This window comes from Shinella sp. (assembly GCF_035998705.1).
GTDB lineage: Bacteria > Pseudomonadota > Alphaproteobacteria > Rhizobiales > Rhizobiaceae > Shinella.
The window spans coordinates 392,888-415,956 of the sequence record NZ_DASYHH010000008.1 but is presented as its reverse complement, the minus strand read 5'-3'; the positions used below and the strand labels follow the sequence as shown (position 1 = coordinate 415,956).

Sequence of the window (23,069 nt, the reverse complement as noted above, 5' to 3'; positions counted from 1 at the left end):
CTAGTCGCTTTGGCATGCGCAAATCAAGACCGAAAACGCGGCTTGCCCGAAAAAACTAAATCGATTTAACCCGCGTTGCCGTTCAGCCGCGAAGGTCCTTGCGGAGAATCTTGCCGACGTTGGATTTCGGCAGTTCGGTGCGGAACTCGATGAAGCGCGGGCGCTTGTAGTTGGTGAGGTTGGCCGCGCAATGGGCCTTGACGTCGGCCTCCGTCAGCGCCGGATCGCGGCGCACCACGAAGAGTTTCACCGCCTCGCCGGAATGGTCGTCCGGCACGCCGATCGCCGCGCATTCGAGGATGCCGGCCAGCGACATCGCCACTTCCTCCACCTCATTCGGGAAGACGTTGAAGCCGGAAACCAGGATCATGTCCTTCTTCCGGTCGACGATCTTGGTATAACCGTCCGGTGTCATGAAGCCGATGTCACCGGAGCGGAAGAAACCGTCCGCCGTCATCGCCTTCGCCGTCTCGTCCGGCCGCTGCCAGTAGCCGGCCATGACCTGCGGGCCGCGAATGCAGATCTCGCCGATCCCGCCGAGCGCCAGCGTGTTGCCGTCGTCGTCGCGGATCTCGATATCCGTCGAGGGCAGCGGCAGGCCGATCGTGCCGGTGAATTCCGGCCTGTCGAAGCGGTTGGCGGTGGCGACCGGCGACGTTTCCGAAAGTCCGTAGCCTTCCGTGACGGCGCAGCCCGTCATCGCCTGCCAGCGTTCGGCCACCGGCCGCTGCACCGCCATGCCGCCGCCAAGCGTCAGCACAAGCTCGGAGAGGTCGAGCTTCGAAAAGTCCGGATGGTTCATCAGCGCGTTGAACAGCGTGTTGAGGCCGGGGAAGATGTGGACGCGGTATTTCGCCAGCTCCTTGACGAAGGCCGGGATATCGCGGGGATTGGCGACGAGCACGTTATGACCGCCGAGCGCGATGCCCATCAGCCCGTTCACCGTCAGCGCGAAGATATGGTAGAGCGGCAGCGCGCAGATGAAGACGAGCTGGTCCGGCCGCGTCTTGATGCTGAAGGTCGGCTCGATCCACAGCTTGATCTGCTCCATGTTGGAGAGCAGGTTGGCATGGGTCAGGGTCGCACCCTTCGAGATGCCCGTGGTGCCGCCGGTATATTGCAGGAAGGCGGTATCGCCCGGCGCAACGCTGACCGGCTTCAGCGCGCCGCGCGCGCCCTCCGCCATCACCTGCGTGAACGGGATATGTCCCGGCAGCGACCAGGCCGGCACCAGCTTCTTCACCCGGCGCACGACGAAATTGACGATCAATCCCTTGAGCCCGAGCATGTCGCCCATCGTGGTGACGACCACGTGCTTCACCGCCGTGCGCGACACGACCTGCGCCACAGTACTCGCGAAATTCTCCAGCACGAACAGCGCCTTGGCGCCCGCATCCTTCAGCTGGTGCTCGAGCTCGCGCGGCGTGTAGAGCGGGTTGACGTTGACGACGACGAGGCCGGCGCGCAGGATGCCGAAGATGATCACCGGGTTCTGTAGGATGTTCGGCATCATGACGGCCACGCGGTCGCCCTTTTCCAGCCCCTGCGCCTGCAGCCAGACGGCGATCTTTGCCGAGGCCGCTTCGAAATCCTTGAAACTCAGCGTCTTGCCCATGCTGGTGAAGGCGGGACGCTCGGCATAGCGGGCGCAGCAGCTTTCGACGAGGGCACCGATCGACGCATGGCCGAGCGGCGCGATCTCGCCCGCCATGCCCTCCGGATAGGAGGCGAGCCAGAAGCGGCCGGTCGGCTGCGTGGAAGTGTCCTGGACTGTGGCCGACATGCATGCTCCTCCTCTTGCGCGGCACCATCCGTCCCGCCGGCACCGAAGGTTCCTCCAACCATCCGATGCGGACAAGATGATGCTTTTGGCGGGCGCCATCAAGGTCTATCGCTAGCTTACATTGACGTAAACGTCAATAATCAGGCGGTGCAACGTCACACAGCTTTTTTACAAGGCGGGTAATTGCGGCGGACTGCGGCGTCTCAGCGCGCCCCGGCCCTAAAAACCGTGTATATGTTTAACATTCTTCTAGTAGACCTTATCTAGATGGTCCGGCCGGTTGCCGGCCTCATGGGAGTGGACGAGTTTGCTGCATTCGGAACATCGCAAAAGTGAGCCTCGGTTTCTCGGCGCGGCGCGCCCGAGCAGCGTCGCGCTCATATCCCCGATCTCGGCGGCGCGCTGGCTCCTCGTCCTCGTCGTCTTCGCCGGCATCTATTTCTTCCACGGCTTCGTCGTCCCCGTGCTCGCCGCCCTCGTCATCGCCTTTGCCAGCTGGCCGCTCTATGCGCGCCTGCTCGCTCAGGTGGGCGGCAACCGCACGCTTGCCGCCTCCATCGCCATCCTGCTGATCCTCGCCTTCATCATCGGGCCGATCATGATCGCCTCGACCTATGCCTTCCACGAGATCCGCGACTGGATCGGCTGGGCGGTGGAGACGAACCGCACCGGGGCCGTGACGCCGGACTGGATCCGCGCACTGCCGGTCATCGGCGGCTGGCTCGACATGCAATGGACGCGTTTCCTCGATCATCCGGGCGCGATCGGCGAACTGACGCAGATCGTCAGCGGCGCCAATATCGGCAATATCTACCGCGTGGCGCTGGCCGCCGGCGGCAAGGCCTTCGGCCTGCTGCTCGCCATGCTCTTCATGCTGATCGCGCTGTTCTTCATCTACCGCGACGGCCAGTCCTTCGCCGGCCAGGTCGACCGCCTCGGCGAGCGCATCCTGCCGATGCGCTGGGAGCGCATTTCGCGCATCGTGCCGGCGACGATCAGCTCCACGGTGACGGGCATGACGCTGATCGCCATCGGCGAAGGCATCGTGCTCGGCGTCGCCTACTGGGTCGCCGGCGTGCCGTCCGCCGTCACGCTCGGCGTGATCACCGGCATCATGGCGCTCTTCCCCGGCGGCGCGCCACTCTCCTTCACCCTCGTCTCGGTCTACCTCGTCTCCAGCGGCTCGCCCGTCGCGGGCCTCGCGCTCTTCATCTGGGGCTCGGTGGAACTCTTCATCGTCGACAAGACGCTGCGTCCCCGCCTCGTCGGCGGCCCGATCAAATTACCCTTCCTGCCCACCTTCTTCGGTCTCATCGGCGGCGTGAAGACCATGGGCTTCCTCGGCCTCTTCATAGGCCCGGTCCTCATGGCGCTCCTCGTCGCCATCTGGCGCGAATGGATCCGCGAAGTGGACGCCGCCGAAGCGCCGTCGCCGATCATCCTCGACCCGTCCTCCGAGGCCGCCACGCGCATCGAGCAGGAGCGCAATGTCGGCTGATCCGGTTGCAAGACAGAATTTGCACACGCGAAGCCCCTGCATCCGCTTGCAAATTTCACGGCCGCAACCATAGTCTCCGCTCGCGCGTCTTGCGCAGTTTCTTGGGGGACTAAAACATGACATCCGTTCAGCGGACAGGGCTCGCCGCCCTCGTCCTGGCGACCGTTTTCGCCACATCCACCACCTCGGCGCTCGCCTGGGGCTGCATCGCAGTTTCCGAGGAGGGCAGCTATGGCTACAGCTACAGCTACGACAATGAAGCCCCTGCCCGGGAAAAGGCGCTGACCGAATGCGCCAACCGCACGACGGAAGAATCCGTCTGCGAAATCACCGAATGCGACGAAAGCGAATAAGCAAAAGGAGCCCGCCTCACCGGCGGGCTCCGGCACCTGATCCTGCTCGCGGAAAGCGGGGCGGACCCGCGATCGCTATGTTCTCACCAGGTTTCTCTTCGGGCTGGCCATGTCGGGCGCACTTGCGAAGAAGCGTTTCAGTTTCAGGAAATGTTTTTCGAGAAGGTGCCATGAAAGCCAGGCCGGAACGATGAACGCGACAATGCCGCACGCGATGTAGAGGCAGGCGGCAAGCGGCTCCGGCATTCCAAACCGCGCGAAGGGGGCCGGTGAGAAATGTGCCAGCACGAAGGGATGAATGACATAGAGACCGTAGCTGTATTTTCCAAAAAAGCGCAGCCAATGCGGCTTGAACAGCAGTCCCAAGCCACCGCCTCGATAGTCTGGTAGGCACATAACCAATAGACCGCCCCAGCCGATGGCAAGAACCGAGAAGCCCAGCGTGTGCATCCAGCGGTCGGCGAACCAGACGCCGTCACGCAGCATGAAAACCGAAAGCACCAATGTCGCCGCTATCGCCGCCGCCCATGGGGCTGCCGCAAAAACACGGTGTTTCGCCGTCCCGTCTCTCACGGCCACGGCGATGAGCGCACCTGTGACCAAAGTGTCTATACGGAAGGGTGTGAGCGTGTAGGCCGCGCCCTGCGGTATCCCCAGCGCCGCGACCGCGAGCCGCCCACAAACCGCGCCGGCCATCAGCAGGATGCACAGTCCGACAAACTTTCTGCGGTTGAGAAAATAGACTGCAAAAGGCCAGGCGAGATAGAACTGTTCCTCGATGGCGAGGGACCAGAAGTGTATCAGCGTCAACCATTCGACGTTGAAAAATCGGGCGCCGCCGGCTGCGACAAAACCCCAGTTCGTCATATAGGTCCAGGAAAACACCTGATGCTCCCGGATAAAATTCAGTTCCGGTGTGTTGAAGTATCCCGCAGCCGGCATAAGCAGGAAAACGACGATTAGCGTGGCGTAATAGAGTGGAAATATCCGCAATGTACGGCGTGCGAAAAAGTTGCTGAAGAAATTCCTGTTGTCCTTGGTGTCGATCAGAATACCGGTGATCAGGAAGCCGGACAGGACGAAAAACAGGTCCACCCCGATCCATCCTATCCCTCCGGCCATATATAGAATGGACTTCTCCGCCGCTCCAAACGGGTAGACGAGCGTGAGATGGAATATCATGACCAGCAATATTGCGAGGCCGCGCAGTCCATCCAGCGCATCTATGCGGCCTTCATCCTCTGCCAGCCCGGCCACACCATGTCTCGGCATCTGTCAAACCCTCTCCAGGCGAGACAGGCTAGCGGAGCAGAAAGCGCCGCATACTTGAGCATTGGTAGGGCATCGATCCGCTCAATTGAGTGTGCTTCCACCGATGGTGCACGTGCCCGGGGCCATTGTCGGTAGCTCTCCGGATGCCTACGTCGAAAGGGGAGGCTCATGACTGGCTTGAAACGGCTCTCGAAGACACGAGCCGTCGCCTGCCATGCGCGAATATGGTAGCCTCGAAGCATGGACAGTCTTTCCAGCGAAACATTTTTCAGCACGCTTCCCGTTTTCGTCGATTTCGCCGGCGTTGCCGATAGTGGGAACTACCGGGCTTTGCCGGCCGACTGGGCCTTGGCGACGGCCGATATCGTCGATTCCACCGGCACGATCGAGGCCGGCCGCTACAAGGCGGTCAACATGGCCGGCGCCAGCGTCATCTCGGCCATCCTGAACGCGCTGGGCAACAGCGACCTTCCCTTTGTCTTCGGCGGTGATGGCGCCGTGGTCGCCGTGCCGCAATCGGGGGTGGAGAAGGCGCGCGACGCGCTTTCGGCGGTGCAGTCCTGGGTCAGCGAGGAGCTGAAGCTGACGCTGCGCGCCGCTCTGGTTCCCGTTGCCGATGTCAACGCAGCCGGCCTCGAAGTCCGCGTCGCGCGGTTCCAGGTCACCCCGGACCTTTCCTATGCGATGTTTGCCGGCGGCGGTTCGAGCTGGGCCGAAGCCCGCATGAAGGAAGGCCTCTTTGCCGTTCCGCCGGCACCGCCCGGCGCCCGCCCGGACCTGACCGGCCTGTCCTGCCGCTGGAACCCGATCCGGTCGCGCCACGGCGACATCGTCTCGATCATCGCGGTTCCCGTCGCGCCAGACAACATTTCCGCATTTCAGGCGCTGATCGTCGACATCGTCGCGCTCGCCGCCGGCGAGGAGCGGGAGGGCCATCCGGTCGCGCAGGAGGGGCCGCAGATCGGGCTGTCGATGGCCGGCCTCTCGGCGGAAACGAAGACCGCGCCGAAGGGAAAACGCTTTTCGCACCGACTGTTCATTCTGGGGCAATATTTTTTGACGGTCGCACTCTATCGCTTTGGCCTGACGCTCGGTGGTTTCGACGCGAAGGTCTATCGGCAGGATGTTGCCCGCAATGCGGATTTCCGCAAGTTCGACGACGGCCTGAAAATGACCATCGACGTCGATCCCAAAAGGCTTCGCGAGATTGAAATACGGCTTGAGGAGGCCGCAAGCGCCGGCATCTGCCGCTTCGGCCTGCACCGGCAGGATTCGGCGCTGATGACCTGCATCGTGCCGACGGCGCTGAAGCGCGACCACATGCATTTCATCGACGGCGCCGCCGGCGGCTACGCCATGGCCGCCACCCGCCTGAAGAAGCAGATCTCCGCCACGTCGCTGAAGGCGGGCACGCAAGGGTGAAGCCGCATGCCCTGGCGGGCAGAGGCCCGGATCGTGACAATCGGCCACCATCCGTGCCCGGGGTCTCTGGGATCAGTGAGGGGGCCGCATAACTCCGCCTAGCGAGCGGGGTGACCGCCGCGAACGGCCCTGCACTCATCAGTTCAGTAGAAGCGGCTTCAACGGGTTGACAGCCGCCGTCCTACAAGAGGAAATCGGACTTCACGAAGTCGATGGCCGAGACGAACCGGATCGCGAAGTCGGCCTTGCCGTCACCGTCCACGTCGCCATAGACGAAGGTGTCGCCGCCCTTCTTCTCGTAGCGCAGTTCGCCCGCCTTGTTGTGGAAGGTGTCCGCGCCGATGAAGCGGAAAGCCTGAAGACCAGCGATGCCCGTATCGGCATCGATGGCCTTCAGATCGATCTTGTCGCCCTGCTTGCGGCTGAAGTCGAAGATCGTATCGCGACCCGACGCGGCCACTGTGCTGTCCTTGATCGAGGTGAAGACGAAGACATCGGCCCCCGCACCGCCATAAAGCTTGTCAGCACCCGCTCCGCCGATCAACCTGTCATTGCCGGTGCCGCCAAACAGGGTGTCGTTGCCGGCCCCGCCATAGATCGTGTCGTTGCCCGCCCCGCCAAACAGGGTGTCGTGGCCGGCTCCGCCATAGACCGCATCATTGCCAGCCCCTGCATAGATCGTGTCGTTGCCTGCCCCGCCGAACAGCCTGTCATTGCCGCTGCCGCCTGCAAGCACGTCGTTGCCGGTGCCGCCGTACAGCACGTCGTTGCCAGCCCCGCCGTAGAGCTTGTCGTTGCCCGCACCGCCGTAGATCGTATCATTGCCGGCAGTGCCCACGATGATGTCGTCGCCGGATGTCCCGTTGAATATTTTGCCATCATCAGGCGGAAGCGGCTGGCTCTTGACGGTCAGGGTGAAGCTGGCGAGGGCGGTTTCACCGCTCGTGTCCGTTGCGGTGACATGGACCGTCAGCGCGCCGGTATTCCCCTTGCCCGGCGTACCGGAGAAGGTGCCCGTTGCAGGATCGAAGGCCAGCCAGGACGGCAGGGGATCACCATTGGCAAGTGTCGCCGTGACGCTGAGCGTGTCATGCGGGTTCTGATCGGAGAAGGTATTTGCGGCGTAGGTGAAGTTGAACGGCTTGGTCACCGTTGCCGTCTGCGCGACGATCACGCGCGACGTCGGCGCATCGTTCAGCCAGAAGATGCGCTGGTAAACGCCATACCCCGAACCGTCCTGCCCGTTGGAGGCCCACGTGACGACCCAGCCGCCATCTTCGAGCGTCGTGACGCTGGATGTCCATTGATCGAATGTAGAATAGGTATTGACCTGCGTCTCGGTGCCTCTGGCGGTGCCGTTGGCATTGTAGGCCTGCTGGTAGACGCCAAACCCCGAACCGTCCTGCCCGTTGGAGGTCCACGTGACGACCCAGCCGCCATCCTTGAGCGCCGTGACGCTGGGCTGATATTGATTGTCTGTAGAATAGGTATTGACCCGCGTCTCGGTCCCTCTGGCAGTGCCGTCGGCATCGTAGGCCTGCTGGTAGACGCCAAGCCCCGAACCGTCCTGCCCGACGGAGGTCCACGTCACGACCCAGCCGCCATCGGCGAGCGTTGTGACGCTGGGATCATATTGTGAGTTAAAAAAATGCGTATTGACCTGCGTCTCGGTGCCTCTGGCGGTGCCGTTGGCATTGTAGGCCTGCTGGTAGACGCCAAACCCCGAACCGTCCTGCCCGTTGGAGGTCCACGTCACGACCCAGCCGCCATCGGCGAGCGCCGTGACGCTGGGCAGATATTGATCGTTTGTAGAATAGGTATTGACCTGCGTCTCGGTGCCTCTGACGGTGCCGTTGGCATCGTAGGCCTGCTGGTAGACGCCATACCACGAACCGTCCTGCCCGTAGGAGGCCCACGTCACAACCCAGCCGCCATCCTTGAGCGCCGTGACGCTGGGCTCATATTGATTGCCCGTCGTAAAGGTGTTGACGCTTGTCTCAAGACTGCCGGCAATTACCATCTGTTTTTCTCCCTCGGCCTAGCCACTCTCGAGATTGACCGGGCACAGAAAAGCAAGTCGACTCGGAAATATCAACCTTAAGTAAATTTTTAATTTACTGGCTCGCGATGGGTGTGCGGAGAGTCCGGCGTTGTAATCCGTATGGGACGTTGCGGCTTCATCGGCACTGGTCCGCCATCATATCGACATCCCGTCCATCCTCGCGCGAGGCGGCGGCGGCCGTGTGATCGAGGAAGTTGGCGGTGACATGCCGTCGCAAGCCACCGCTTCGTTGCATCGACAGATCGTCGTTCATCTGCTGCAGCGCGCGTTTCTGGTCTTCTGGCAGAGTTGATTCGATCAGGGTTTCAAGCGGTGGATGAGCGTATTCCGAGGCGCAATCCGCTGCTTCGGGTAGGATCAACCGGTCGCCACAAGGTCCCCACCAGCCCACGCCGCTTCCCGGGCTAAATCAAAAACTTTGCTAGTGCTTGAATTGATGGTGCCGCTTACGTGACTCGAACACGTGGCCTCGTCATTGCGAAAGTCATTGATTGCGTTCCACAGGTTTCCCGGAAGTTCCCGGTGTTCCTCACAAAGTCATTTCAAATTAATAGTTTGCATAGGTATTTGTTTCCGTGTCTTCCTTGCGCGAGGCCTTACTTTCCCGCTAAAGTAATTACTATTTGATTGCTATCCTTGGTCATAGTCAGAGCCAGACAACGCAGCGCTATGCGCACCTTGCACCGGACCCGGTTCATGATGCGGCGAATAATGTTGCCGAGGAGCTTGCGGCGAAACTCGCGGGAAAAGCGCCTCTGCGATAATTCGAAAGGAAAGTATCGAAGGCGACGAATAAGCTGCGCCCCAATTGCGTTTGGCGGGCTCTGCGAAGGGTTGCCCATTCTGCCTGCATCAGGCAGATGAAAGTCCTGAGTTGCAATCGGCGGACGACATCGTGATCAATCAAGAGTTGGCGGAACTCACCAAGTGTTATTCCAACGTCGATCTGCCCGCGCGAGTCGACCAAACTCTTGATCCTTCACTTACTTTCGAACAGTCGGTGCTCGCGTTTGGTGCGGCAGCGCGACAGGCGATCCACGCGCCTGCCCTTCAGCGATATCTGGCCGCCAATGCAGCGCGCGCCGTGTCGGACTGTCTGTCAGACGAGGCGTTGACGGAATTCTTCTGGTTCCTCTTCTCGCAAAAGGATTGGTCTCGTATACGCGCAACTGCGGAGTTGATCGGAAACAGGCTGGGAGATCTCCCGCTCCATATCGCAGACCTGATCTTTCTCGCCTTCTACCGGTCGCAGAGAGAGCGCCTGTTGGCCGGTAAAGATGCGGACGGCTTCGCGATTGACGGCAACGAGACTGTGCGCTTCCTGAGTGCCCACTGGCCGGGCGCTGAGAGGCATGTCGCTGCATTCGATGCGATGGTCACGCACGCGACCGGCAATGCCGTTCAGGCGCGCCGTACGTTCGTCTCTCTCGGCGATCTCAGTTTCATCGAACCTTTTGCTGGGATATCGAGCGTCCTCCTGGAATCCGAGTACCAAAGCACGGCCATCCCAGATCGGGACATTGAAGTGATGCCGTCAGCGGCAGAGCACGTCACACTGCTTTCCCTCGATCCTATCTACTTCGAGAAGTATGCTTATCTTGTCGCTCGCCGATATTCGAAGACGAACCCGAGCAACGGCCTGCACTTCCATTGTGTCGGCTTTGATCCGCGCAAGGCGTTTGCCTCATGGGACCTCCCGACCAGTTTCGGCTTCACGATTGACCATGCCGACCTTTCGCATCTTACTATTCGCCAGCAGCGCGGATATTTCGCGAGCTCGAGATACATCCACCTCGCTCGCTACCTCCAGATATACCAGTCGGTTTTCGTTGGGGACGTCGACGGTCATGTGGCGCGAGACGTTCGCGAGATGCATGGTGAGCATGCCGATCTCGACATCATCCTGAGCACAAGGTTGTTGGACAACTCGCGAATCCTCAATAGGCTCCCGTGGGAGTCGATTACAGCATGCTCCTTCATGGCAAGGAGGACGCCCGGTGCGCGCCGGTTCGCCAATCGGGTCGGCTCATATCTTCAGACGGTCGTGCAGAACGCGCGAACGCTAGACCGACCAATCTGGTATGCCGATCAGGCCGCCCTCTTCTACAGCTGGCTGGACTCCGAGCGCGACGTTCGGTTTGGCACGTTCAATAAAACGGCTTTCGTTCAGCGCGGTTCCTGGCAATTGTTCCAAGGCGAGAAAGAACGGTTGGATTTCCTCGCCAACCCTTAATCCCGTCGAACGACATAGACGTCGTGCCGGTTAATTTCTTCAGCGCCTTCACCTATGTCTTCAAGCAGCCTTTGACGAAAAAGTCTAAGCGCCACCACGACGAGCCCGGCGTACGCCAGAGCCCCCAGGTCCAACGAGTTGCGCGAACTCATGTCCAACTACGGCCAGCACCGGGTTAAGGACCGTTTGATCCTCGAAGGTTTCGGATGGAAACTGGGAGCTCTTCGCCGGGTATCGACACCGCAGCGTGATCAAATCTGGTTTCTGCCGATGTTGAAAGAGCGAACAGGCAATGAAAAAGCAGGCAGCGGCGATAAAATAGGCGTTGATTGTTGATTGCCACTGAGAACTGACCCGGCGTTTCCACCGAGAATTGGCTCTGACTCATATTTGCTGCTGTCGTGAGGGAGGTTTTCGCTGATTCACGGGAGGATCAGCAATGGGCCATCGATTGCCGCATGCGAGTCTCGCGCCGTTCGGCTTTGCAGTAGAAGCAGTGAAGATCGTTGGGGAATACGTTCAAGTTCGGCTTCGATCACGCAATCTCTCCGCAGCTTGTCCAGAGTGCGGGCGATCAAGCCGACGAATTCAAAGCCGATATGAGAGGCGACCCGCTGACTTACCTCTCGGCGGCCGGCGGGTAGAGTTGACAGTCGTGACGCGTCGGCTCTGGTGCGATGCCGTGCTGTGTGGCCGGCGTATCTTCTGCGAGCAGTTCGGTGACAACGTGCTGGCTCGCTATGGTCGGCGCACCCAGCGGCTGGAGACGATTGTTCACCATCTCGGCTTGGCACTTGGCGGCAGGCCTGCCGCAGCCTTTGCTAATCGTCTAATGGTGCCGGTGAGCAACGACACGCTATTGCGGGTGGTTCGTCGCCGTACTGCTGATCGGAACGAAAACCTCAACGTCATAGGCATTGATGATTTTGCCTTCAGGCGCGGGCAAACCTACGGAACGATCGTTTGTGACCTTGAACGGCGGAGACCCGTCACCCTGTTGCCGGATCGTGCGCTGGATACGTCTCGAACATGGCTTGCCGAGCATCCATCGATATCGATCGTCGCCCGTGATCGGGGCGGTGGCTATGGTGAGGCCATAGCGAAGGCGTTACCCGATGCTGCGCAGGTCGCCGATCGGTGGCACCTGATGGAGAACTCCAGCCGGGCCTTTCTCGATGCGGTTGGCAAGTCGATGCGCCAGATTAGGCAGGCGGTCGGCAGCAATGTCGTTGATCCCAAGCTTCTGACATACGCTGAGAAGCTGCAGTACGAGGGATATTTACGCCGCCAGGAAACGAACGAGGCGGTCCGGGAGCTGTCGAAGAAGGGGACATCAATTCGACAGATCGTGCGGCAAACCGGTCATAGCCGGAAGCTTGTTCGCGACGTTTTAAGGGGCCAGCGCCTCGACGTCTTCCGAACGCGACCCAGCTCTCTGGATAGCTGGCTGCCCTGGCTTAACAGCCGCTGGGAGGAAGGGGCGCGGAACGCCCTGGCACTCTGGCGTGAAATGAAGGCAAAGGGCTTTCCGGGGCAGAGCGGCGTCGTCTCGCAATGGGCTCAACGCCGACGTCTTGCGGAAAAGACTAATCAGAGTGGGCTCGCCAGAACACCATCGGCGCGGGTCATCGCCCGGCTTATGACCACCGCACGCGATGACCTTGCAAAATCCGAAGCGATCCTGGTGGCAGCGATCGAAGTGAACGTCCCGGAGCTTGTGGTCGCCCGCACGGCTATCGGTGACTTCCAGTCCATGATCCGCTCGAAGACCGTACGAAAGCTCGACGAGTGGCTGGAAGCTGCTAGGAACAGCCTAGTCGGATCGTTCGCCGGTGGCGTGGAAAAGGACCTCAACGCTGTAAGAAACGCAATCATCTCACCGTGGTCGAATGGGCAAACGGAAGGTCAGATCACACGGCTGAAGCTCATCAAACGCCAGATGTACGGGAGAGCAAAGCTCGATCTGCTGCAAGCGCGATTGATCGGCGCATCGTAGGGCCTCCACTTCAGCAAATGTGCGTCAGAGCCAATTCTCAATGGAAATATTAGGCCACGCCGGGTCAGTTCTCAGTGGCAATCAACAAGCTGGCCACGGAGAAAGTCGCGGTACTGCTTTCGCCATCAAGCTGGAAATCAAGCGGTTCAACCAATCTGCCGTTGACCAGCCCCATGCCATCCGCGCGCAATTGGAAGGTGACGGCCATGAAGTCGGTTTTGACGATACCGCGCGGGCCATAGAGCATGTTGGCGTCGAGAACGCAGCGGACGATGCCGCTGGGCGGCGGCATGTCGTATTCGGCTTCGTAGGCGTTCAATTCTTCCTGCGTCTGCGCCGATGCCGGCCCAGCCATGAGGGCCACAAAGAGCCCGATACAAAGTCGCCTAATCATTTGGTGCTCCCTAGGCTCGCCTGTGATCAAACCGATCAGGCTGACGCCTTGCTCGCGAGGACAGCAGCCTTCTTCTTCCCCGACCGCCATGCGAAAAAGGATAGACCGCCAGCACGAAGGCGACGATGGCCCAGATCGTCAGGTCTGGAAACTCAGCCGCACCGAGGAGCGCCATCAATCCAGCCAGCGTGAACAGGCAGGCGGAAACGATCGGAAGGCCGAAGGCGAACGCGCCGCCGAAGAACAACAGCAGCCCGGCGAACAGACCCATCGCCCCAGCCTCGCTGGTCGTCTGGTCTCCGAGCCTACCCATGGCCTCGGCGGCAGCGGCACTGGCATCGGCGTGATCCTCGGCGAACCAAGCCGCATGGGCCTTGCCGCGATCATCAAGGCCGAACAGCGCCAGTGCGGCGGTAGTCCCTCCTTGGGCTTCTTGGCTTGGGGTTTTGATGCGGGCCGCGACATGGGCGGGTGGCCGAGGATCGACAGCCGGGGCAGCGAAACGGCCGGGTTGATCGGCGAGGGGTAGGCAGCGTGCATAAAGGTGTTCCTTTAACGAAAAAGAGCGCCCCGAAGGACGCTCTCTGTGAAAGTTTGATGCCGCCGAGCCTGAATAACCCGACACGTTCGCCAGTATCGTCGCCCGAAAAAAAAGGTTATTCAATACGACGATATCAGTAATTATAAGGATTTATCAATAAAAGTCAATGGCTTATCTAAAGGCCGAAAAACATGGGGGTGTCGCAGGGAGTTGATTCGATAAGGGTTTCAAGCGACGAATGAGCTTATTTCGACGCGCAATCCGCTGCTTCGGGTAGCGTCAGTCGGTCGCCACAGGGTTCCCGGTAGCCCACGCCGTTTCCGGCAGGGCTGATTGCTATTTGATTACTAGCGATATCTAGCTAAATCAAAAACTTCGCTAAGTGCTGGAATTGATGGTGCCGCTTACGTGACTCGAACACGTGACCCCGTCATTACGAATGACGTGCTCTACCAACTGAGCTAAAGCGGCCTGACCGGGTCCCGAAGTGTGTGGGACCGGAATGGGTGCGCTGATAACCGCAATGGGAGGAGATTTCAAGCGCGGAGTTTCAGCTTCCGCATTTTTCCTTGTGCATTGCAGCGTTATTGGCCGCTCATGGCGCGCAGATGCGGCTTCTTGCGGCCTGGTATTCGCGTTCCAGCCGGCTGACGAGGGCTTCGACAGGGGCGACGGCCTTGATTGCGCCGATACCCTGGCCGCAGCCCCAGATGTCCTTCCAGGCTTTTGCGCCGGTCGTGGCTTTCTCGAAGTCCATCTTGGAGGGGTCGGCTTCGGGCAGGTTATCGGGGTCTAGGCCGGCGGCGAGGATGGAGGGTTTCAGGTAGTTGCCGTGGATGCCGGTGAAATAGTTGGAATAGACGATGTCGGCGGCGGCGCTGTCGACGATCGTCTGCTTGTAGGCGTCGCTGGCGCGCGCCTCCGTCGTGGCGATGAAGGGCGAGCCGATATAGGCCATGTCGGCGCCCATCGCCTGGGCGGCGAGGATCGCGCCGCCGGTCGCGATCGCGCCGGAAAGCAGCAGCGGGCCGTCGAACCATTCGCGGATCTCCTGGACGAGCGCGAAGGGAGAGAGCGGGCCGGCATGGCCGCCGGCACCGGCGGCAACGGCGATGAGACCGTCGGCACCTTTGCGGATCGCCGAATTGGCGTGGCGATTGTTGATCACGTCATGCAGCACGATGCCGCCATAGGAATGGATGGCCGCATTCACCTCCGGCACCGCGCCGAGCGAGGAGATCACCACCGGCACCTTGTATTTCACGCACATCATCAGGTCGTGCTCCAGCCGCTTGTTGGAGCGGTGCACGATCTGGTTGACGGCGAAAGGCGCTGCGGGGCGGTCGGGGTTTTGCGCGTCATGCGCGGCGAGGCCCTCGGTGATTTCCGCCAGCCATTCGTCGAGCTGGGATTCCGGGCGCGCATTCAGCGCCGGGAAGGCGCCGATGACACCGGCCTTGCATTGTGCGAGGGTCAGGGCGGGGTGCGAGACGATAAAGAGCGGCGCGCCGACGACGGGCAGACGCAGCTTGTCTTTGAGGATCGCGGGCAGGGCCATGGCGGAAGTCCAGTCTGTTTTGACGTTTACGAAAACGTCAAAACAATAACAGCGGTGTACGGTTCTGAAAAGGGGTTGCGAGGAAGGCAGGCACCTCCGATGCTTTTCGGCATCGGGCGGCGAAATGCGTCCGCAGCACGTCACTCGGCGGCTTATCCCCGTGAAGCATGAGCACTTTCTGCCGGAAGGCTTGCGCAAATTCCCCGCAAACGTTACGCAAAAACGAACGAACGCCGGAAGTGGAGCCCTCTCCACAGATGTGTCATAGCCGCAGCCTCTGGCGGCTCCCGTAGAAGGGTCGGATGTGAGCGGACTGGAAACGGCAATCAGAAACGCGCTGGCGCGTTCCGAACGCGCCAATGCCGAAGTTCGGGCGCGCATCTACCAGTCGGCGCGCAATGCGCTGGAAGCGGGCCTGCGCAAGCAGGAGATCAACGACCCTGAGACGATCGCCTCCCAGCGCCACCGGCTGGAAGCGACCATTCACCAGATCGAGGCCGAGGAACGCGCCGAACTCCACGCCGCCGCAGCCCGCGAGGTTCGTGTCGAGCCGGTGGTGGAGGCGCGGCCGGAGCCGGTGCTGCACGCCGAGCGCGACACACGTCCCGAACCGACGATCGACGCCGAGCCGCGCGTGGAAGAACGCCAGTCGGCCGGCGCAAGCGATCTCGGCGCCATGCGGCCCGAGCGCGCGGACGGCTTTGCCAAGGGCGGCAAGGGCACGACCTCCGCAGCCAGCGCTGCGGCAGCAAGCCAGGCCTCGGATTTCCGTCCGGAGCGCGTCGCCAAGGCGCGCCGGCGCCGCGGGCGGCTGTTCTCGTTCCTGCTGGTCGTCGCGACGCTGATTGCGGCCTTCGGCGCGCTGGCCTGGTGGGTGCAGACGAGCGGGCTGCTCGACGATCTCCAGGGTGGCGACGGTTCCAATCCGCCGGCCACCGTCTCCGGCGAGGATTTTTCGGGTGAAGACCCGCTCAAGACGGCGCTCGATACGCAGAGCCGCTTCTCCGCCGATTGGCGCTCCGTTTTCGCGCCGGCCGATACGGCGAAGCTTTCCGCAGGGGCGGCAGGCCGTTTCGAGGCGGTGAGCACGAACGAAGGCCCCGCAGCACGCCTCACCTCCACCAATCCGGAGCGCGACGGCGCGGTGCTGATCGAGGTATCGCCGGACGTTCTCGGCGAAATGGGCGGCAAGACCTCGACGGTGGCGCTCTCCGTGCAGTCGGTCAGCGGCAAGCCGGTCCAGGTTTCCGTCGAATGTGATTTCGGCTCGATGGGCGGCTGCGGCCGCCATCGGTTCACGATCTCGGAACGCACCGATATCCTGTTCCAGGTGGAGTTCGAAGGCTCGCTCTCGCCGAGCGAGCCGGGTCACCTTCTGGTCAACAGCGATATCACCGGCGCGGATGCGAGCATCAACCTCTATGCCGTCCGCATCCTGCCGGGCGAATGACCCTTATTTGACGAAGCCGAGCCCCGAACCGACGATCTTGTCATCGATCTCGCCGATTGCCTTCTTGTCCTTGCCCTCGTAGTCGAGCGTCGTCAGGATGTGGCGGATCAGGTTGATGCGTGCGCGGCGCTTGTCGTTGGCGCGGATCACGGTCCAGGGCGAATGGTCCGTATGGGTCGTCTTCAGCATGCGGTCGCGCTTTTCCGTATAGTCGTCCCACTTGTTGAGCGCGGCGATGTCCATCGGCGAGAGCTTCCAGATCTTCAGCGGATCGTGCCGGCGGTCGTGGAAGCGCTTCAGCTGCATTTCGCGGCCGATGTTCAGCCAGAACTTGAAGAGATGGATGCCTTCCGAGGTGATCATCTTCTCGAAGCGCGGCGTCTCCTTCAGGAATTTTTCGTACTGTTCCGGCGTGCAGAAGCCCATGACCGGCTCGACGCCGGCGCGGTTGTACCAGGAGCGGTCGAACAGCACGAATTCGCCCGATGTCGGGAAGGTCGCGACATAGCGCTGGAAATACCATTGGCCGCGCTCGGTCTCGGTCGGCTTGGTCAGCGCCACGATGCGGGCGGAGCGCGGGTTCATGTTGGACATGGTGGCGTGGATCGCGCCGCCCTTGCCGGCGGCGTCGCGCCCCTCGAAGACCGCCATGATGCGCTTGCCGGTCTTCTGCTGCCAGAACTGCACCTTGACGAGCTCGACCTGCAGCGCCTCGAGCGTCTCCTCGTATTCGTCGCCGTCGAATTTCTTGTCGTAAGGGTAGTCGTCGGAGCTGAAAGCCTTTTTGTCGATCCAGTCGGGAAGCTTGGGATCGTCGATATCGAACACCCGCTTCTTGCCGTCGATATCCAGCTCAACAGCCCGGCTTTCGGCTTCTTCCGCCATCGTCCACTCCTTCAGAAATTGGCTGCGGCCAAGGCCGCCAAACCGAGAGGTGGCCACAACCGGATTGCGAATTCAAGCGCGCCGTGAAAAACATGTCATGAAGCCGCGCTATCCATGGAGAATCGATGGAGGTGCGGAGGATAGGATGCTTGCAAGGGAATGGGTGGCGGTGACGGATCAGCGGACGGTCCTCGGCTGGCTGGCAATACAACTGTGGGGCGAACGCGTCCTTATCGCCTCGGCTGTTTTTGTCGGCTTCGTCATGTGGCTCGCCGGCATGCATCTCGGCTGGGTTTTCTTTGCCGTGCTGTTGCTCGTCATCGCCGGCCTGCTGCGCACCGAGCGCCGCATGGCCGACACCGCCATCCGGGCCACGGCCCCGGTCGCAGTGCCCGTGCCGACGGATTCCCCGTCCGTTCCGCCGGCAGAGGACCTCTCCGCCATCGCCGCCGTGCTCGGCGCGCTCGATGCGCCGGCCCTGCTCCTCTCGGGGCGCGAAACCGTAAAACTCCAGAACCGTGCCGCCGAGGCGATTTTCGGCGCGATTCCCCGCAACAGCGACCTTGCCGGCCGTATCCGTGCGCCCGGCATCCTCGACATGGTGCGTGACGCGATCGCGAGCGGCCAGCCGCGCGAGACGGAACATGCCGAGCGGCTGCCCTCCGAGACCGTCTATGTGGTGCGCATCGCGCCGCTCGCCGACCGCACGAGCGAGCCGCTCTGGCTGCTCACCTTCCGCGATGTCTCGCAGGCTCGCCGCATCGACCGCATGCGCTCCGACTTCATCGCCAATGCCAGCCATGAGCTGCGCACGCCGCTGGCGTCGCTGCGCGGTTTCATCGAGACCCTCCAGGGGCCTGCCAAGAACGACGTCAAGGCGCATGAACGTTTCCTTGGCATTATGCACGAGCAGGCGACGCGCATGAGCCGCCTCGTCGACGACCTGCTGTCGCTCTCCCGCCTCGAACTGCGCTCCAACCTCACGCCGGACCAGACCGTCGATCTCGTGCCGCTGCTCGGCCATGTGCGCGACAGCTTGCAGCCGCTCGCCGGCGATCTCGGCATCGAGGTCGTGCTGGATCTGCCGAAATATCCCGTCATCGTGCCGGGCGACCGCGACGAGCTTGTCGAGGTCTTCGAAAACCTGATCGAGAATGCCTGCAAATATGGCCAGGAAGGCAAGCGGGTGGACGTTTCGCTCACCGGCGGCGGCGACACGCCCGTCGAACTCAGCGTCACCGATTACGGCCCCGGCATCCCGCCGGAACACGTGCCGCGGATTACCGAACGTTTCTACCGGGTTAACGTGGAGGCGAGCCGTTCCAAGAAAGGCACAGGCCTTGGGCTCGCCATCGTCAAGCACATCCTGACGCGCCACCGCGCACGCCTCGTCGTGAAGTCCGAGGTGGGCAAGGGCACGGTGTTTACCGTGAAGTTTTGACACAAAAAATGATGCCGTCGTCGCATCGTTCGAAAAAGTGAAATAATTTCAGTTGTTTGGCATGTCACAAATGTTTCGTCAAACTGACATAAAAGAGAGGGCGATCGGGGGTTAGAGAAGAGCCGCCGGTCAACGGCAGAGAGCGCGAAACCTGCGCTTCCCACATATGTCCTCTTCGGGAGAACCCAGATGAAATCTCTTAAGCTCACAGTCGCGGCGCTCGTCGCTTCCGCCGCATTCGCAGGCGCTGCCGTTGCGCGCGACCAGGTCCAGATCGCAGGCTCCTCCACCGTCCTTCCCTACGCCAAGATCGTTGCCGAGACGTTCGGCGAGACCTTCCCCGACTTCAAGACCCCGATCGTCGAATCCGGCGGCACGGGCGGCGGTCTGAAGGAATTCTGCAAGGGCGTCGGCCCGGACACCATCGACATCGCCAATGCATCGCGTTCGATGAAGGCTGACGAAGTCGAAGCCTGCAAGACGGCCGGCGTGACGGAAATCCAGGAAGTCAAGATCGGCTACGACGGCATCGTCTTCGCGACCGACTCCGGCAATGCCGACCTGAAGCTCGAGCCGAAGGACCTCTACCTGGCGCTGGCCGCTGAAGTCGTCGTCGATGGCAAGCTGGTCGCCAACCCCTACAAGAAGTGGTCGGAAGTCAACGCCGCTCTGCCGGACGCCGAAATCGCCGCCTACATCCCGGGCTCCAAGCACGGCACGCGCGAAGTCTTCGAAGAAAAGGTCCTCGCGCACGGCTGCAAGGACTCCGGCGCTCTGGACGTCATCAAGGCTGCTATCGCCGATGCCAAGGAGCAGACTGCGAAGTGCGTAGCCGTTCGTAAGGACGGCATGGCTGTCGACATCGACGGCGACTACACGGAAACCCTCGCCCGCATCGCCGCCAACAAGTCCGGTATCGGCGTGTTCGGCCTTTCCTTCTACGAAAACAACGCCGACAAGCTGAAGGTCGCCACCATCAACGGCATCGTTCCGTCGACGGAAACGATCGCTTCCGGCGAATATCCGGTTTCGCGCCCGCTGTTCTTCTACGTCAAGAAGGCACATCTCGGCGTCATCCCGGGCCTGAAGGAATATGTCGAGTTCTTCACGAGCGACGACATGATCGGCCCCGACTCCCCGCTGGCTGAATACGGTCTCGTCTCGGCTCCGGACGCAGAGCGCGAAGAGATCCGCAAGGCCTTCGTAGACGGCAAGATCATGTAATTGTCTTTGGCCGGCGCGGTCTTCGCGCCGGCCGCCCCTTTTGAGCGGCTTGCGCGCCCGGGGGCAATTCCAGCAAGGCTCTGGCAGCTTTGCGAGACGTAAAATGACAGCGCGGATGATCTCGCCGGGAGAATTTCCTAAATGAGTATTTCCCTTCTCTTGCTCGTCGTCGCCCTCATCGGCGTGGCGGGCTATCTGGTCGGAAGCTGGCGCGCCAACGCGCTTGCCGGCGGCAAACTATCCAATCTGCACTCCCGGCCGGGTTATTACGGTTCCTTCGTCGCCATCTGGGCCATGCTTCCCGCAGTGCTGGTGCTGGTGGTCTGGATCATCGCGAGCCCGATCTACATCAGCTCGACAGTCCGCGGCGGCTTTCCCGACGAGGTGAAGGCCGAGCCGCAGGCGACGCAGAACCTCAACTACAACATGATCAGCGCCATCTCGCGCGGCCTGTCTCTGCTGTCATCGGAAGAGCGTACGGCAATGTATGCGGATGGCGCGACCGCCCGCACGGTGCTTGCCTCCAAGGGCGTGCCGCTCGCGTCGGATCCGGCGCCCTACATGCTGAAGTCGGCTGACGATCTCAACCGCATGACGAAGGCGAGCAGTACGCTCCTGTCGATCGTGGTGCTGGTTGTTGCCGCTGCCGGTGGCGCATTCGCCTACCGCACGATCGCACCGCGTTTCCGGGCCCGGAACCGCGTCGAAAACGTGATGCTGGTGGCCCTGATCGCCGCATCCTCGATCGCCATCCTGACGACGGTCGGCATCGTCGCGTCGATGCTGACGGAAGCCATCACCTTCTTCAACATGGTTCCTGCCTGGGAATTCTTCTTCGGCACGACCTGGGATCCGCGCTTCGCCGCTGCAGGTTCGACGGACTCCTCCGGCCAGTTCGGCCTGATCCCGCTGCTTGCCGGCACGCTCTATATCGGCTTCGTCGCCATGCTGGTCGCCGTGCCGGTCGGCCTCTTCGCCGCCATCTACATGTCGGAATACGCCTCGCGCACGGTCCGTTCGGTGGCCAAGCCGCTGCTTGAGGTGCTGGCCGGTATTCCCACGATCGTCTACGGCTTCTTCGCCCTGGTGACCGTGGGTCCGTTCCTGCGCGACCTTTCTCAGCAGCTCAACGGCCTGGTCACCGGCGATTATTCCAACTTCATCCAGGCGCAGAGCGTTCTGACGGCAGGTTTCGTCATGGGCATCATGCTGATCCCCTATGTCTCCTCGCTGTCGGACGACATCATCACCGCCGTTCCGCGGGCAATGCGCGACGGTTCGCTCGGCCTCGGCGCTACGCGGTCCGAAACGATCAAGCGCGTTATCCTGCCGGCCGCGTTGCCGGGCATCGTCGGCGCCTTGCTGATGACGGCTTCGCGCGCTGTCGGTGAAACCATGATCGTGGTGCTTGCCGCCGGCGTTGCCGCCCGCATCCAGCTCAATCCCTTCGATCCGATGACGACCGTGACGGTCAAGATCGTCAGCCAGCTGACGGGCGACCTCGAGTTCACCTCGCCTCAGACGCTGGTGGCCTTCGCGCTGGGCATAACGCTCTTCGTCATCACGCTTTGCCTTAACATCTACGCCCTCTACATTGTGCGCAAATACCGGGAGCAGTACGAATGAGCCAGGTCTCCACGAGTTCCTCGGTGGCCGCCCTAGGCGCTGCCTCCAAGCCCGAACGCCGCGATATCGGCCTGCGTGGCCGCTACGCCGCCGAGCGTCGCTTCCGCCTCTACGGCATGGCCGCCGTCGCCTTCGGCCTGCTGTTCCTGTTCCTGCTGCTGTTCTCGGTTGTCTCCAAGGGTTACACCGCGTTCCAGCAGTCGATGATCACCATCCCGGTCGAGTTCTCCGAGCAGATCATCGACAAGAACAACGAACGCGCCACCAACCCGCAGAAGCTGGTATCGGCCAACTATCCGGTCGTCGCCCGCAATGCGCTCGCCAAGGTGCTTGGTGTCGGCGAAGACGACCGTGCGGGCCTGCGGGCTGTCAACGGCATGATTTCGGATAGCGTTCGCACACAGTTGCGCGATCTCGTCACCGCCGATCCGTCGATCATCGGCACGACGCAAACCGTGACGTTCCTTGCACACGGCGACCTCGATTCCGCTTTCAAGGGCCAGATCGATCTTTCGGTCGCTGAAAACAACCGCAAGATTTCCGACAAGCAGGTCGGCTGGATGAACCAGCTTGCCGAAAGCGGCGCACTCTCCAAACACTTCAACACAGGCATCTTCGTCAACGGCGCTTCGAGCCGTCCGGAAGCAGCCGGTGTGGGCGTTGCGGTTGTCGGCTCGCTCTACATGATGCTGATCGTGCTCGTGCTCGCGCTGCCGATTGGCGTGGCGGCTTCGATCTATCTCGAAGAATTCGCTCCGAAGAACCGCTTCACCGACCTCATCGAAGTCAACATCAACAATCTCGCTGCGGTGCCATCGATCGTCTATGGTCTGCTGGGTCTTGCTGTCTTCATCAATTTCGCCGGTTTTCCGCGCTCGGCATCGCTCGTCGGTGGCCTGGTGCTGACCCTCATGACTTTGCCGACGATCATCATCGCGACCCGTTCCGCGCTGAAAGCCGTACCGCCGTCGATCCGCGCGGCCGCTCTCGGCCTCGGCGCCTCCAAGATGCAGACCGTGTTCCACCACGTCCTGCCGCTCGCCATGCCGGGTATCCTGACGGGCACGATCATCGGCCTGGCGCATGCGCTCGGCGAAACCGCGCCGCTGCTGCTGATCGGCATGGTTGCCTTCGTCGCCGATATCCCGTCGACGCCGCTCGATCCCGCAACGGCGCTGCCGGTCCAGATCTACATGTGGGCGAACGAGGCGGAGCGTGCTTTCGTTGAGCGCACGTCGGGCGCCATCATCATCCTCCTCATCTTCCTTATCTTCATGAATGTTGGCGCCATCCTGTTGCGCCGCCGCTTCGAGCGGCGTTGGTAGAAGGAC

At 61.6% G+C, this 23,069-nt stretch carries 19 protein-coding genes and 1 tRNA gene; 12 read left to right on the top strand and 8 right to left on the bottom strand.

Annotation, left to right across the window (positions count from 1 at the left end):
- Nucleotides 1-82: 82 nt before the first annotated feature.
- Entirely contained in the window at nt 83-1,783 is a 1,701-nt protein-coding gene (locus VGN93_RS04980) for a long-chain-fatty-acid--CoA ligase (RefSeq protein ID WP_327506588.1), read from the bottom strand.
- Between the two features lie 307 nt (nt 1,784-2,090).
- Here VGN93_RS04980 and VGN93_RS04975 point away from each other — a divergent pair, with 307 nt between their 5' ends.
- Together VGN93_RS04975 and VGN93_RS04970 are read left to right on the top strand one after the other, a co-directional pair.
- Nucleotides 2,091-3,281 carry an AI-2E family transporter gene (locus tag VGN93_RS04975; RefSeq protein WP_414714019.1) on the top strand — a complete coding sequence of 397 codons (1,191 nt, stop codon included), beginning with the start codon at nt 2,091-2,093 and terminating at the stop codon, nt 3,279-3,281.
- Nucleotides 3,282-3,397: 116 nt separating this feature from the next.
- Nucleotides 3,398-3,634, top strand: a complete 237-nt coding sequence (locus VGN93_RS04970) for a DUF4189 domain-containing protein (protein WP_327506587.1) — start codon at nt 3,398-3,400, stop codon at nt 3,632-3,634.
- A gap of 75 nt (nt 3,635-3,709) precedes the next feature.
- Here the strand turns inward: VGN93_RS04970 and VGN93_RS04965 are convergent, their stop codons facing one another.
- Entirely contained in the window at nt 3,710-4,906 is a 1,197-nt protein-coding gene (locus VGN93_RS04965) for an acyltransferase (protein WP_327506586.1), read from the bottom strand.
- A 240-nt stretch (nt 4,907-5,146) separates the two neighbouring features.
- Here VGN93_RS04965 and VGN93_RS04960 point away from each other — a divergent pair, with 240 nt between their 5' ends.
- Nucleotides 5,147-6,328, top strand: coding sequence for a DUF3095 domain-containing protein (locus tag VGN93_RS04960; RefSeq protein WP_327506585.1), 1,182 nt, complete (start codon nt 5,147-5,149; stop codon nt 6,326-6,328).
- A gap of 181 nt (nt 6,329-6,509) precedes the next feature.
- Here VGN93_RS04960 and VGN93_RS04955 read toward each other — a convergent pair whose 3' ends face one another.
- Both VGN93_RS04955 and VGN93_RS04950 read right to left on the bottom strand, forming a co-directional pair.
- Complete coding sequence (locus tag VGN93_RS04955; RefSeq protein WP_327506584.1) at nt 6,510-8,348, bottom strand: calcium-binding protein; 1,839 nt, start codon at nt 8,346-8,348, stop codon at nt 6,510-6,512.
- A gap of 157 nt (nt 8,349-8,505) precedes the next feature.
- Nucleotides 8,506-8,781, bottom strand: a complete 276-nt coding sequence (locus tag VGN93_RS04950) for a hypothetical protein (protein ID WP_327506583.1) — start codon at nt 8,779-8,781, stop codon at nt 8,506-8,508.
- 504 nt (nt 8,782-9,285) lie between these two features.
- Between VGN93_RS04950 and VGN93_RS04945 the strand changes: the two genes are divergently transcribed.
- The 3 genes from VGN93_RS04945 (at nt 9,286) to VGN93_RS04935 (ending at nt 12,619) form a co-directional block, all read left to right on the top strand.
- Entirely contained in the window at nt 9,286-10,623 is a 1,338-nt protein-coding gene (locus VGN93_RS04945) for a hypothetical protein (protein WP_327506582.1), read from the top strand.
- A gap of 150 nt (nt 10,624-10,773) precedes the next feature.
- On the top strand, nt 10,774-10,959 hold the full coding sequence (locus tag VGN93_RS04940) for a hypothetical protein (protein WP_327506581.1): 186 nt from the start codon (nt 10,774-10,776) through the stop codon (nt 10,957-10,959).
- Between the two features lie 103 nt (nt 10,960-11,062).
- Nucleotides 11,063-12,619 (top strand): ISL3 family transposase, encoded by a 1,557-nt coding sequence (locus VGN93_RS04935; protein ID WP_327506580.1) that lies wholly within the window; start codon nt 11,063-11,065, stop codon nt 12,617-12,619.
- Nucleotides 12,620-12,683: 64 nt separating this feature from the next.
- Here VGN93_RS04935 and VGN93_RS04930 read toward each other — a convergent pair whose 3' ends face one another.
- Nucleotides 12,684-13,013, bottom strand: coding sequence for a hypothetical protein (locus VGN93_RS04930; RefSeq protein ID WP_327506579.1), 330 nt, complete (start codon nt 13,011-13,013; stop codon nt 12,684-12,686).
- Between the two features lie 22 nt (nt 13,014-13,035).
- On the opposite strand from VGN93_RS04930, the gene VGN93_RS04925 reads away from it, so the two are divergent.
- Complete coding sequence (locus VGN93_RS04925; protein ID WP_327506578.1) at nt 13,036-13,542, top strand: hypothetical protein; 507 nt, start codon at nt 13,036-13,038, stop codon at nt 13,540-13,542.
- 407 nt (nt 13,543-13,949) lie between these two features.
- Here VGN93_RS04925 and VGN93_RS04920 read toward each other — a convergent pair.
- Together VGN93_RS04920 and VGN93_RS04915 are read right to left on the bottom strand one after the other, a co-directional pair.
- A tRNA-Thr gene (locus tag VGN93_RS04920) sits at nt 13,950-14,025 on the bottom strand.
- 124 nt (nt 14,026-14,149) lie between these two features.
- Nucleotides 14,150-15,112, bottom strand: a complete 963-nt coding sequence (locus VGN93_RS04915) for a nitronate monooxygenase family protein (protein ID WP_327506577.1) — start codon at nt 15,110-15,112, stop codon at nt 14,150-14,152.
- 304 nt (nt 15,113-15,416) lie between these two features.
- Between VGN93_RS04915 and VGN93_RS04910 the strand changes: the two genes are divergently transcribed.
- Nucleotides 15,417-16,562, top strand: a complete 1,146-nt coding sequence (locus VGN93_RS04910; RefSeq protein ID WP_327506576.1) for a biotin transporter BioY — start codon at nt 15,417-15,419, stop codon at nt 16,560-16,562.
- 3 nt (nt 16,563-16,565) lie between these two features.
- Here the strand turns inward: VGN93_RS04910 and ppk2 are convergent, their stop codons facing one another.
- Entirely contained in the window at nt 16,566-17,447 is an 882-nt protein-coding gene (ppk2, locus tag VGN93_RS04905; RefSeq protein ID WP_319323890.1) for a polyphosphate kinase 2, read from the bottom strand.
- A gap of 145 nt (nt 17,448-17,592) precedes the next feature.
- Here ppk2 and phoR point away from each other — a divergent pair, with 145 nt between their 5' ends.
- The 4 genes from phoR to pstA all read left to right on the top strand — a co-directional run bounded on the left by phoR (nt 17,593) and on the right by pstA (nt 23,063).
- Nucleotides 17,593-18,888: a phosphate regulon sensor histidine kinase PhoR gene (gene phoR / locus VGN93_RS04900; RefSeq protein ID WP_414714016.1), complete on the top strand. Its 1,296-nt coding sequence runs from the start codon at nt 17,593-17,595 to the stop codon at nt 18,886-18,888.
- Between the two features lie 189 nt (nt 18,889-19,077).
- Nucleotides 19,078-20,112 carry a substrate-binding domain-containing protein gene (locus VGN93_RS04895; RefSeq protein ID WP_327506575.1) on the top strand — a complete coding sequence of 345 codons (1,035 nt, stop codon included), beginning with the start codon at nt 19,078-19,080 and terminating at the stop codon, nt 20,110-20,112.
- Nucleotides 20,113-20,253: 141 nt separating this feature from the next.
- A complete protein-coding gene (gene pstC, locus VGN93_RS04890; protein WP_327506574.1) occupies nt 20,254-21,738 on the top strand; it encodes a phosphate ABC transporter permease subunit PstC in 1,485 nt (494 codons plus the stop codon).
- A complete protein-coding gene (gene pstA, locus VGN93_RS04885; protein ID WP_327506573.1) occupies nt 21,735-23,063 on the top strand; it encodes a phosphate ABC transporter permease PstA in 1,329 nt (442 codons plus the stop codon). The genes pstC and pstA overlap by 4 nt, the downstream gene beginning before the upstream one ends.
- The last annotated feature ends 6 nt before the right edge of the window (nt 23,064-23,069 follow it).